This is a genomic window from Bacteroidales bacterium (assembly GCA_017521245.1).
Taxonomy (GTDB): domain Bacteria; phylum Bacteroidota; class Bacteroidia; order Bacteroidales; family G3-4614; genus Caccoplasma_A.
The window spans coordinates 319,699-332,952 of the sequence record JAFXDI010000001.1 but is presented as its reverse complement, the minus strand read 5'-3'; the positions used below and the strand labels follow the sequence as shown (position 1 = coordinate 332,952).

Sequence of the window (13,254 nt, the reverse complement as noted above, 5' to 3'; positions counted from 1 at the left end):
TATACAATATACTATTTTACAAGAAAGAGTTTGGTTTTCCAAACTCTTTCTTGTGTATATATAAGTTTTTATTCACCAAGGAAGATACTATCTTCTAATCATTATTCCATTGAATATTCTCCCTGAATTTACACCTAAACGACGAGCAGAGAAATAGTCCTTGAAATTAGAATATGTACAGATTGTACAATCTTGGATATTTTCAGGATTAACTCCACAGTTTAGTAATTCTATTCTATTTGCCTCTTTTAAATTGATATGACACTTGTTATATCGTTTTGATATTTTATTCATATCAAATCCGCTATTATAAAAGGTATCATACACCTCTTCTCCAACCTCAAATGCCTCCTCGCTTATTCCCGGACATATTACAGCACAAATGTTTTGGGGGTTTGTAAAATAATTTTCTTTTAAATATTTTATTGTTTTATCAACTATACGCTGTACTGTACCTCGCCATCCGGCATGTATTGCTACAACAACTTTATTCTCTTTATCAAATAACAAAATCGGGATACAATCGGCTGTTGATACTCCAATACAAATACCTTTTAAGTTTGTAAGTATAACATCAATGTTATATAATTTTTGTTGGCGTTCTTCATTTGATAATAAAAAAAATTCTTTATCTATTGATATTATATTAGTGCTATGTGTTTGATGGGGAACAATCAGGTCATTATCAGATATTCCAAGATTTTGACACAGTTCTACTCTACTCTCTGTTACATGCTCATCACTATCTCCACAATAGTGTGTGATATTAAAAGAGTCATAATTACTTTTATTACCTCCTCGTTTTGTTGAGAATGCTATGATATCTTCTGGAAGATTATGTCTTAATAGTTGTAGCATTAGTCTATTTTTTCTAACAAAATCTCAGGTAGTTGTTGTATATAGTTGATAATATCTCGCTCCTTTTCACTATTAATTGAACGAACCACGATATTAACCCTGTAAGTCTCTTTATTATCTACTACTATCTTTTCGGTACTAAAATTTACCAAATGAGCATTTGTCTGAGATATTTTTTCGTTAATGCTTTTTATATTTGAATAAATTGTTGTTGAGTATTGAACTATTAAGGTATGTATTCCTAGATTTTTAAATATTCGTGGAAATAGTTCTAATCCCAATAAGGTTAAGATTGTTGTTACAATTCCTATTGCATACATCCCACTTCCAACAGCCAAACCTATACCGGCTGTTGCCCATAATCCTGCAGCAGTAGTAAGTCCTTTTACAATATGTTTTTGTAGAATTATGGTACCTGCCCCTATAAATCCTATTCCGCTTACCACTTGTGCTGCAATTCGTGCTGGATCATATCGAGTTGTATCAACTCCTACTAAATCTTCAAATCCATATTGAGATATTATCATCATTAAGGCACTTCCGATGGAAACTAATATATGCGTACGAAAACCAGCGTCTTTTGCACGATATGTTCGGTCTATACCTATTATTGCTCCTAATATAAATGCAACGGAAAGTCGAAGTGTAAATTCCCAAAATTTTGGATGTAGTTCCATAGTCTTATTTATTTAGTAATAGTAATTGTGCGAATATAATAATTTTATTTTTTAATATAAAAACAGAAAGGAATTGTTCTATAAAAAAAATACTTTTTATAACAATCTTTATAGTTTTCAATCATAAAGAACACTAATACAGCAAAAGGGAATAGTTCTATTTAATTTTTTTTTAGTAATTTTGCACTCAAATTAATAAAAATGGTAATTGCATTGCAATTATTATATATTATATAAAAGACAATATAATGGGAAAGGAAAAATCGGAAAGAATTCAAACCTCTTTCTTAAACAGGATGGAGAAACAGGCTCTTATTTGGCTAGCAAGCAGACAACCTAAATGGATGACTTCAGACCTACTTACATTTATTGGAGTATTAGGAGCTATTATTTGTGCGGTGGGATATATTTTATCAAGATTTGATATATACTGGTTATGGCTATCATCGTTTGGTCTTGTTGTAAACTGGTATGGAGATAGTTTAGATGGTACATTAGCACGCGTAAGAAATGCCCAACGTCCAATATATGGTTTCTTTATAGACCACTCATTAGACGCTATTACTATATGTATAATGTGTATTGGTGCAGGACTTTCACACGTATTTAGATTGGATATAGCAATGCTTCTATTGGTTGGATACTTAGTATTATCAATATACACATACATTTGTACTATTATAAAAGATGAATTCAGATTAACATACGGAGGGGGATTTGGTCCGACAGAGTTACGTTTGATAATCATTCTTTTGAATACAATTGTCATGTACACCAATTGGGTAAATATAAGATTTGATATGTATGGTTACTCATTTGGCGTGTACGATATAGTTGGATTTATTATGTCGATTACCTTATTTGTTATGTGGTTTCAACAATTTGCTAAGGACCGCAAAGAGTTAGCAAAAAAAGATCCTAAAAAAACTATAGAATAAAATAGAATTGCCGTGCTTATTAAATATATAGAATTTGTTTTAACAAGACTATTGGGGACGGGAGTTGATACCTTAATATTATGGATATGCTCTGATTTTATATTCTCTTCGAGTTATTTTGGAGTTAACATTATATCTCCGACTATTTCGTTTGAAGCAGCCGTAATATGTAATTTTCTATGCTCTTATTTCTTTATCTGGAGAAATAATATAGTAAATAGAAGCAAAGGAGTTTTCTTTAGAAAGTTCTTAATATTCAATCTCTCCGCAGTTGCAGGATTCTTAATAAAAATGGCATTCCTACTACTATTTGAGGCAATTTTTGGTTGGGATGTAATTATTTGTAACTTTGTTGCTTTACTAATTTCCGGATTACTGAACTTTATTTTTGATATTTTTATATTCAAGAAACCAAAGTCTCAAACAACATAAACAAATGAGATATATGATAAAAAACAGATAGAGTTCTATCTGTTTTTTTTATAAATATTAAAACTCCTTTTGATATAAATATGTTTATTAATTGTTATATTCGCATCAAGAAACTTTACAACTAATAATATTATATAGTTTTATTATGACAGGTAAAATAAAAGTTGAGGTTTTAGGACTATCATTCAGTAATCAAGCAGGGCAAAACATTCCATATATTGTTATACTGGGAAGACCTGAAGATAAATTGCGTATTCCAATTATAATTGGTTCAAGTGAGGCTCAATCCATAGCAATTGCTATGGAAAAAGTTCCTGCCCCTCGACCTCTTTCTCACGATATTATTACAACTCTTACAAATGAATTTGATATCACTATCAAAGAGGTGATTATTTATGAATATGAGGAGGGTGTATTTTTTGCTAAAATTATTTGTAATAACAGCTATAAAGAGAGAGAAATTGAATGTAGACCTTCGGATGGTATTGCAATTGCCTTACGGCTTAATATTCCTATTTTTACATATCAAAATATTTTTGATGAGGCTGGTGTAAATGTTGAGGATAAAGTGTCTTCTTCAAAAGGGGATAAAGAAAAGGATAATTATGATAATATTCCTATTGAGGAGCTTAACATAGAGCAACTAAACAAACGCCTAAACAAAGCCATAAAAGAGGAAAATTACGAATTAGCTTCTACTATTAATGAAAGAATTAAGCGTCTAACTGCAAATAATAGCGATGAATAAAATTGTTTATGCTATTAATATTTGAGTGACAACCATAGGACTTTTATATAGGATATTAAATTCTAAATTTTATCTTATAAAATTACATACTACAAGTTTTATATTTTACTTGTTTATTTGTAAATTTGTGAGTTGTAAATATTATTAATAATAAGTTGTATGCAACTCTTTTATGCACCAGATATAGAATCTACCTTAACTCTCCCAGAAGGAGAGTCGCAACATTGCGTAAAAGTACTAAGATTAAATGTTGGTGACACAATAAATATAACCGATGGTAAAGGTAAATTATTTAAAGCCGAAATAACTAATCCTCATCCTAAACATTGTGAAATTAATATTCTAGAGAGTAAAGAGTTTTCGCCAACATGGAGATGCCATATTAAAATTGCCATTGCTCCAACAAAAAATATTGATAGGATTGAATGGTTTACCGAGAAATGCGTTGAGATGGGAATTGATGACATAACTCCAATCAATTGCAGATATTCAGAGCGTAAAGAGATTAAAGCAGATAGGATTGAAAAGGTTATTGTTTCGGCAATGAAACAATCATTGAAGTTTACAAAACCCACTTTATCACCAATGATAAAGTTTAATGATTTTATTAAGCAACCATTTGATGGAGACAAGTTTATTGCTCACTGCCACGAAGGAGAGAAAGTACTTTTAAGGGATGCCTATAAAAAAGGTAATAATTGCTTAATATTAATTGGACCTGAAGGAGATTTCAGCGAAGAAGAGGTTTCTCTTGCATTAGAAAACGGATTTACTCCTATATCTCTTGGAGAGAGTCGCTTACGTACAGAGACTGCCGGTATGGTTGCTTGTAGTACAATTCAAATAATAAATCAATAACATATATTAGTTATGAATCTTAATCTTGATAAACTTAAACATAAATCTTCTGGGCAATTTTTTCTATTCGCAGGTCCTTGCGTTATTGAGGGCGAAGATATGGCTATGGAGATTGCTGAAAAATGTGTAGAGATTACCAATAAATTAAAAATTCCATACGTTTTCAAGGGTTCTTTTAAAAAGGCAAATCGTTCAAGAATTGATTCCTTTACAGGGATTGGTGATGAAAAGGCATTAACTATACTAAAAAAGGTTAGTGAGAGATTTGATATTCCTGTTGTTACAGATATACACTCTCCTGAAGATGCTGAAATGGCAGCGAAATATGTAGATATTCTACAAATCCCTGCTTTCCTTTGCAGACAAACTGATCTATTAGTTGCAGCAGCAAAAACTGGCAAAGCAATAAATATTAAGAAGGGACAGTTCCTGTCTCCTCAAGCAATGAGGTTTGCTGCTCAAAAGATTGTTGATGCTGGTAATAACAATGTTGCTCTTACTGATAGAGGCACCTCTTTCGGATACTACGATTTAATTGTTGATTACAGAGGTATTCCTGAAATGAAAAAATTTGGATTCCCCGTAATATTAGATGTTACACACTCTCTACAACAACCCAATAGTACAGAAGGTGTTACCGGTGGTATGCCAGAGATGATTGAGACTATTGCCAGAGCTGGTATTGCAGTTGGTGTGGATGGACTCTTTATGGAGACTCACCAAGACCCATCGGTAGCAAAATCGGATGGTGCAAATATGCTAAAACTCGACCTAATGGAGCCTCTATTAACTAAACTTGCAGCTATTAGAGAGACCATAAACAAGTTTTAATATAGTTAATAATGAATTCAAAAACATCACCGCATATATTAGGTACTGCTCCAATTGGCAAACTTTTGCTTGAGTACTCTATACCTGCCATTATTGGAATGACAGTAACATCTCTATATCATGTTATCGACAGCATATTTATTGGTCAGGGTGTTGGTGCATACGCAATATCGGGTATCGCTGTTACTCTGCCTTTAATGAATCTCGTTATTGCATTCTGTATGCTTGTTAGTATTGGAGGAGCAACTATATCATCGATATATATGGGGCAAAAGGATATTGAACGTACTACCGCTGTTCTACATAATGTTATAATCCTTTTGATTTTGGTTGGTATTGCTGTTTCATTGTGTACAATACCTTTTCTTGATAAAATTCTCACATATTTTGGTGCAAGTGAAAATACCCTACCATACGCATACGACTTTATGTTTATTATCTTACTTGCAAACCCTATTGCATACGTGTTTGTGGGTTTGAATAATGTTATGCGTTCTACCGGGTATCCACGAAAAGCAATGTACTCTGCCCTACTGAGTGTTGTTGTTAATGTTATTTTAGCTCCAATATTTATCTTCTCCCTTGATATGGGGATAAAGGGTGCAGCACTTGCCACCATCGCATCTCAATTTTGCGGAATGATATGGGTATTGGCGCACTTTATAAACAAAAAGAGTTTTATACGTTTAAAAAGAGGATACTTCTCTCTTCAAAACAAAATCATCAAAAGTATATTGGCTGTTGGTTTAGCACCTTTCTTATTGAATGTTTGTGCTTGTATTATGGTTATATTCTTAAATGGTAGCCTTAAGGATTATGGTGGAGATTTGGCTATTGGTGCATACGGCATTATCAACAGAATGTTGATGCTTGTTGTTATGATTGTTGCTGGCCTTAATCAAGGTATGCAACCTATCTTGGGATATAACTACGGTGCAAAACAGTTTGCCAGAATGTGGAAAACTCTCTTCTATGGAATGTTTGCAGGAACTATAATTACTACATTAGGTTGGGTTATGTTTGTATTCTTCCCTGACCAAGTGGTGGGAATTTTCTCAAACGATGCCACTCTTAATTCTATTGCATCAAATGGTCTTACTATTACAGGTTTGTTCTTCCCTATTGTAGGTGCTCAAATTGTGATAACAAACTTTTTTCAGGCTATCGGAAAATCAAAGATATCAATTCTTCTGTCACTATCTCGACAGATGTTATTCCTCGTTCCGGGTATTATAATACTACCTTACTTTTATGGGACAGATGGTGTATGGATTAGTATGCCTATTTCTGATGCTGCCGCATTCACTTTCAGTATGATTGCTTTTGCATGGATATATAATAAAATTAAAAAAGAGAATAGAAATATAGATTGTATTATTGAGGAATAGTTTCCTGTCAAAAAATTACGATTATGAAAAGTTTAGGAAAATTATTGAAAATAACCGGCATATCAATTGGTGTTATTGTTGGTGTTATATTCATCTTATTATTAGTAATTCCTTTCTTTATAAAAGATAAAGCAGGTGACATTGTTAAGATGGTTGCCAATGAATATGTTAATGCAAAGGTTGATTTTTCGGATTTGGATATAAGTCTTATTAGACAATTTCCAAAAGCTTCTATTGCTATTGATGATTTGAGTATTAATGGCTCTGCTCCATTTGAAGAGATAACTCTAGTATCGGCAAAAAGGATTGAGATTGTTGTTAATCTTATGAGTCTGTTCAGCGATGATGGATACGAGGTTGAACACATTATTTTAAATAAGCCAAATGTTAATGCTGTTATTAATAGTAACAATATTGCCAATTGGGATATAATGAAAGCAAGTGAAAGTGTGGAGGCTGAAGAGATAGATGATGATAACGAGAATAAAGAGGAGATTGAAACAGAGAATGAGTTAGTTACAGATACTATTGAGAGCGATGAGAGTGCTCCCTTCAAGTTACACCTACGCAAGTTCTCAATAGAGGAGGCTAATATATCATATATTGACAGCGTATCGAATATGGCATTTGGCATTGAGGATTTCAACCTATATCTTTCAGGTAATATGAATGATATGCGTACCGATTTGATTATAGAGACAAATATTGATAAATTGAATGCTATAATTGAGGGGGTAAGTTATATTAAGAATGCTACACTTGATGCAGACCTAAATGTGGATGCAGATTTAGAGAATAGCAAATTCACTCTTAAAGAGAATTCAATTGCTCTAAATGCTATTAAACTTAATATTGATGGCTGGGTTGCTATGCCTACCGATGATGCAATAGAGATGGATTTAAGTTTAAATTCATCAACTATAAAGTTCAAAGATATTTTATCGATGATTCCTGCAATTTATCAGAACTCTTTTGAAGACTTAACTGCAAGTGGTAATCTTAAATTAGTTGCTGATGCAAAAGGTATTTTGTCAGGGGATTATCTTCCAGATTTCAAAGTTACTCTTGATGTGAACAATGGTAAAATGGCGTATGAAGGTTTACCTAAAACTATTGATGATATTACTTTAAAAGCAGGAGTTACTCACCCTCAAGGAGATATTGATTTAACTAAAGTTGACGCATCGTTAGGTTTCTCTATCGCTAATAACCCTTTCTCAGTTTCTGCAAAAGTTTCTACTCCTATTAGTGACCTTAATTTTGATGCTGGTGCAAAAGGGGTGTTAAATCTTGGTATGATTAAAGAGGTATATCCATTAGGAGACAGTATTGATATAAACGGAACTTTTGATGCCGACCTTAACTTTAAAGGTAAACTCTCTGACATTGAGAAGGAGCGTTTTGAGAAGATTACAGGAGAAGGATATTTGAATATTACTGATATGCTTTATAAAAGCAGTGATTTACCTGATGTTCTTATTAACAAACTCGCTGTTAGTGTTAGCACTAAGGCTCTTGCTATTAAAGATATGAATATTAAGATTGGCAAGAGTAATGTTAAGGCTAATGGTTCGGTAAACAACTATATTGCTTACCTTCTAAGAGATGAAACTCTAAATGGTTCTCTAAACGTATCTTCTTCTCTTCTTGACCTTAATGAACTTATGGGCGATAGTACCACTGAGAGTGATAACGTTCAAACTGAGGATAGTTCTTCGACTACAAAAGCCGAGAACGAAACAACTGAGAGCGTTGAGGTTATGGAACAGGAAAGCGAACCTTTTGAGATTCCCAAAAATTTAAATCTTACTCTTAAATCAAACTTTAATAAAGTACTATTCCAAAAGATTGTTATTGATAAACTAAACGGAACTATATCGGTTAAAGATGGTGTTGCAAAAATGAATTCTCTTAAGTTTAATGCTTTTGGAGGAAGTGTTGCTGCAAATGGTGAGTTTAATACTGCGAAGGATAAATACAAACCTACTGTTAACTTTAACTTAGATTTGGCAAAGGTTGATTTCAAAACCACCTTTGAACAACTTGATGTTGTTAAAGAGATTGTTCCTTTGTTTGCAAAGACAGGTGGTAATTTCTCTGCTGATATTAAATTAAGCAGTACTTTGGACAAAGACTTCAATCCTGACCTGAATAGTATTGTTGCAATTGGAAGTATAAACTCAAACGAAATTACTATAAGTAATATTGAAGCGTTTAATTTAATTGCTAACAATCTTAAAACTGATGCTCTAAGAAATATTAATGCTGTTAATATTAGGATTCCGTTTGAGGTTAAGAATGGCAAGGTTACAACTAAACCTTTTGACTTAAAGATAAAAGATACTAATATTAACTTAGGTGGAGTAACAGGATTAGATCAAACTATTAATTACAATATCGTTGTTACACTTCCTGAAGACGGTAAAGCATCGCAATATGTTGGCAAAATTCCCGGTACTATAACAGGTACATTTACTAAACCTATTGTTAAGTTAGATTTGGCTTCTATTGCTAAAGAGGCGGTTAAAAACACAATCACCACTCAAATTGAGAAGGCAACGGGTAAAGATATGTCGGAACAGATTGCCAAATTACGAGAAGAGGCAGATAATGCTGCAAACAAACTTGTTGAGGTAGCCAAGAAAGAGGGGGATAAACTTGTTGAGAAGGCAAAAAATCCTATTGCTAAGATTGCGGCTCAAGCCGCTGCTAAAAAGTTAGTTGAAGAGGCAGAGAAACAAGGTGATAAGTTAAGAGCAAAAGCTGAAGAAGAGATCACCAAATTAGAAAGCAAACTATAAATTTAAAAGTTGAATAGAGATAACATAGATTTTAAAGATGGTAAGGTATCAGTTCTTTTTCGAAAGATGCTGATACCTACTTTACTTGGTGCAATATCTATTTGTGCCGTTACTGCCATTGACGGAATTTTTATTGGTCATGGTGTTGGTGCCGATGGAATTGCTGCCGTAAACATTGTTGTGCCTATATATCAGATAATGGCTGGTTTTGGTTTGATGGTTGGTGTGGGATGTTCAGTTGCAACATCTATTCATCTATCTCAAAATAATATTAAAGCTGCAAAACTGAATGTAACTCAAGCTATATTGATTGCATCTTTAATAGTTGCGCTATTTGCATTAGCAGTAATATTATTTCCTAATACCACTGGCAAATTATTAGGTGCCTCTCCTACTCTACTTCCGCAAGTTAGTGATTATTTGGTATGGATTATGCCTAGTTTTGTATTTCAAATGTGGAGTATGATTGGGTTGTTTACTATCAGGATTGATGGCTCTCCCAAATACGCTATGTGGTGTAATATTATCCCTGCTACTCTTAATGCCATATTGGATTGGGTGTTTATATTCCCTTTGAATATGGGTGTTAAGGGTGCTGCCATTGCAACGGGTATAAGTATTATATTTGGTGGCATTATGGCTCTCTATTACCTTATGTTTAGATATAAAACTATTGGTATTACCAAACTTAAATGGAGTGTAACATGTTTAAAATTATCACTTCGTAATTTTGGGTATCATTGTAAGATTGGTTCTTCTACTCTTTTAGGCGAGATGACACTTGCGGTGCTTATTTATGTAGGTAATATAATATTTATGCACTACCTTGGTGATGATGGTGTGGGGGCATTTGGCATTGCTTGTTACTATATGCCTTTCTTCTTTATGGTTGGTAATGCTATTGCCCAATCGGCTCAACCTATTATTAGTTTTAATTATGGTATTGAGGATTGGAAAAAGATTAGAGAAACAAGATCTCTCCTTCTGAAATATTGTATCGTTAGTGGAGTTATAGTTTCTACACTATTTATATTCTTCCCTAAGGAGTTAGTTGTTCTCTTTGTTGATGCTAATAGTAAGGCTGGGGAGATTGCAATAGAGGGATTCCCTCTTCTTGCATCTGGTATTTTATTCTTTATTCTAAATGTTGCTATTATTGGTTATTTCCAAAGTATTGAACTTATAAAGAGAGCAACATGGTTTGTCCTTCTAAGAGGTTTTATAATTCTTATTCCTTGCTTTATTCTTCTACCAATGCTTTTAGGTACTACTGGTATGTGGATTGCTATGCCTGTTGCCGAGTTTATTACACTAATTGCAATTGGTGCAACATTAAGAAGATAATTCTATAAGCAATATATCCTCTCAATAAACTATTTTTCTTTGTTTATTGTTATCATCTATATTTATTTACAAAAAGGTTATGACTGAAGATAAGAAAAAGTTATTCTTAATGAAGTTTTATGATACTGAAATTAATATTGCAATACTTATTTTGCGATGTTTTGTTGGTGTTATGATGCTTACTCATGCTATTGATAAAATGGAGAATTTTAGTACTATTGCAGAGAACTTTCCTACTCCGTTTGGTATTAATTCTTGGGTAGGTCTTACCTTTATTACTATTGCAGAGCTGGGGTGTTCTATAATGATTATTGTTGGTATTGCTACCCGCCTCGCCTGTTTTATTATGATACTGGCAATGAGCACCGCAGCTTTTTTTACATTCCCAGTTTTTATTTTGAAACAGAGTGAACTTGCTATGATGTATTTAGCTATTTACATTGTTTTATTTATTTTGGGTGGTGGTAAGTATGCAATTGACCGCCTTATTCATCGTATATACGAAAATAGTAAGACGGTCAAAAGATAGATATGTTTTTATGTTATTCTTAGAACTTTAAGCCAAAGGTAAAGGTTATTGAGTTTTGCTTTGTCTTTATCTCAGAACTTGAGGGTATTAGTTCTACCCCATTTGATAGTATTGGTGAATATGCAAATAGATCGGATTTTTGTGTATAGTGTTGATATGCAAAATCGAGATAACATACTTTAAATTTATATCCTATTCCGCCACTATAATACGATCCGTTTCCCGGTAACATATACATGGTTTGCATTCCTGCGGTTGGCACCTCTACATTTACATCCTTTAACTCGGCTTTTATTGGTGAGAGTTGTATTGCATATCCAGCTCTTAGTGATAGGGCATTTGTGGCTCTGAATTCTAATCCTGCCTTTACGGTATGACCTGCTTTGAAACATGCTTTATAAAACTCGTTTTCTATTGGGAAGTCATCTCCATTGCTCTCTTTCATCTTTACATTGTTGTAGCCTATATATTGGTAATCTGCTGAGATTATAGCCCTTTTACCTGCCACATACGAAGCACCTGCTTGAAAACTCCAAGGTGTTCGTATCTTTATGGTATTGGTTGCTACTGCCGGTGTTTGTTGATATTCATCAATCTCCTCTCGTGTTTGTTTTGTTATAAACTTATTATCAACAGAGGCATCCATTGATTGGTCAATATTAAAGAATGTTGGTGTATGTATGGTTGCTCCTAATCGTAAATTGTCGGTTAATCGGGCAATTATTCCAAACTTACCATTAAATCCTATTCCTCGCATATTATAGTATGTATAATACTGATAGTTAGCTGATGCTATGTTCTGTTCCTGATTATTTTTATCAACATATACTCCTTGTGTATTATATAAATCTTCGGTGTAATAGATACTACGCGTTACACTGAAATCGCGAATACCTAATGCAAGTCCAAAATAGAATCTGTCACTAACGTTTCCTCCAAAGTTAATGGTATATTCATCGTTTCTTCCATCCTCTAATATTGTTGTGTAGGATGAGCCTGTTGATTGTCCCGGTGTGAATAAGCCATAATATGTTGATGCTCCATCATAATCGGGAGAGATCAAATATGATTGGTAACCCAATATAGACAACCAAGGTGATGTGGTGTCGTAATACGAATCTTTGGCTTCTGTTACAACTAAATCGGTTGATGGTATGCCATTTGTTACCGTCTCAAGATAGTTTGTAAACGAAGCGTTTAACTCGAGTGTTGCGGCATTATACTTACGTTTGTAAGATTGATTACGATTATAGGTTACTCCTAAATTAAAGTTTACCAATCCACTCGACTTTCCTGTAAAGAAGGTTGTTATCAATGATAGGTTATCAAAGGTAAATGCTCCTTTTTTTGCGGTTTCGGCATTAGCAGATGAGTTGGCTGTCCATTGACCTCCCATTGATGCAGAGACTTCGGATGAACGATATACTCCTATTCCAGCAGGGTTTTGTACTATTGCCGATGGATCGCCTCCAAGAGAGGTAAATGCTCCTCCCATTGATACGTAACGTGCCGTACCTCTTATTTGTGATGAAGATATATTATATACATCCATTGCATTTTGCGAAAACATTGCAATCGGCAATAACATTAGTATCGATATTATGGTTACTCTTTTCATAGTCTTATTATTGTTTATCTTGATCCTCTACCGCCTACACTACGTCCTGATGAACTTTGTATAGGTGACCCTGAACTCATTCTGCCACCGCTACTACTTCCGCCATTACCTATTGATGAAGGTCTTCCACTTGAACTACCTGGCGAATAGCTTTGACGTGCAGGTGTTGACGTTGAGGGTTTTGAGTATGATGGTCGGCTAAATGAACCTCCGCTCTTTGATACACCTTTAT

Annotated in this window: 12 protein-coding genes; 9 read left to right on the top strand and 3 right to left on the bottom strand. The window is 33.7% G+C overall.

Translation table 11 applies throughout. The features are described from left to right. Nucleotides 1–87: 87 nt before the first annotated feature. Both pgeF and IKK64_01315 read right to left on the bottom strand, forming a co-directional pair. Nucleotides 88–858 (bottom strand): peptidoglycan editing factor PgeF, encoded by a 771-nt coding sequence (gene pgeF / locus IKK64_01320; GenBank protein ID MBR4118700.1) that lies wholly within the window; start codon nt 856–858, stop codon nt 88–90. Beyond that, entirely contained in the window at nt 858–1,535 is a 678-nt protein-coding gene (locus IKK64_01315; protein MBR4118699.1) for an MgtC/SapB family protein, read from the bottom strand. Before IKK64_01315 ends, pgeF begins: the two co-directional genes overlap by 1 nt. Before the next feature lie 248 nt (nt 1,536–1,783). Between IKK64_01315 and IKK64_01310 the strand changes: the two genes are divergently transcribed. The 9 genes from IKK64_01310 (at nt 1,784) to IKK64_01270 (ending at nt 11,404) form a co-directional block, all read left to right on the top strand. Next, a complete protein-coding gene (locus IKK64_01310; protein MBR4118698.1) occupies nt 1,784–2,473 on the top strand; it encodes a CDP-alcohol phosphatidyltransferase family protein in 690 nt (229 codons plus the stop codon). 6 nt (nt 2,474–2,479) lie between these two features. After that, entirely contained in the window at nt 2,480–2,905 is a 426-nt protein-coding gene (locus tag IKK64_01305; GenBank protein MBR4118697.1) for a GtrA family protein, read from the top strand. 145 nt (nt 2,906–3,050) lie between these two features. Then, nucleotides 3,051–3,653, top strand: a complete 603-nt coding sequence (locus IKK64_01300; GenBank protein MBR4118696.1) for a bifunctional nuclease family protein — start codon at nt 3,051–3,053, stop codon at nt 3,651–3,653. Nucleotides 3,654–3,812: 159 nt separating this feature from the next. Further along, nucleotides 3,813–4,511, top strand: coding sequence for a 16S rRNA (uracil(1498)-N(3))-methyltransferase (locus IKK64_01295; protein MBR4118695.1), 699 nt, complete (start codon nt 3,813–3,815; stop codon nt 4,509–4,511). 12 nt (nt 4,512–4,523) lie between these two features. Further along, complete coding sequence (gene kdsA / locus IKK64_01290; GenBank protein MBR4118694.1) at nt 4,524–5,342, top strand: 3-deoxy-8-phosphooctulonate synthase; 819 nt, start codon at nt 4,524–4,526, stop codon at nt 5,340–5,342. Between the two features lie 11 nt (nt 5,343–5,353). Next, the gene (locus tag IKK64_01285) at nt 5,354–6,730 is read left to right on the top strand and encodes an MATE family efflux transporter (GenBank protein ID MBR4118693.1); all 1,377 of its coding nucleotides are present in this window, start codon (nt 5,354–5,356) and stop codon (nt 6,728–6,730) included. Between the two features lie 23 nt (nt 6,731–6,753). Further along, on the top strand, nt 6,754–9,531 hold the full coding sequence (locus tag IKK64_01280; protein ID MBR4118692.1) for an AsmA family protein: 2,778 nt from the start codon (nt 6,754–6,756) through the stop codon (nt 9,529–9,531). 66 nt (nt 9,532–9,597) lie between these two features. After that, a complete protein-coding gene (locus IKK64_01275; GenBank protein MBR4118691.1) occupies nt 9,598–10,875 on the top strand; it encodes an MATE family efflux transporter in 1,278 nt (425 codons plus the stop codon). 79 nt (nt 10,876–10,954) lie between these two features. After that, the gene (locus IKK64_01270) at nt 10,955–11,404 is read left to right on the top strand and encodes a DoxX family protein (GenBank protein MBR4118690.1); all 450 of its coding nucleotides are present in this window, start codon (nt 10,955–10,957) and stop codon (nt 11,402–11,404) included. Nucleotides 11,405–11,423: 19 nt separating this feature from the next. Here IKK64_01270 and IKK64_01265 read toward each other — a convergent pair whose 3' ends face one another. Then, nucleotides 11,424–13,022 carry an outer membrane protein transport protein gene (locus IKK64_01265; GenBank protein ID MBR4118689.1) on the bottom strand — a complete coding sequence of 533 codons (1,599 nt, stop codon included), beginning with the start codon at nt 13,020–13,022 and terminating at the stop codon, nt 11,424–11,426. Nucleotides 13,023–13,254 lie beyond the last annotated feature (232 nt).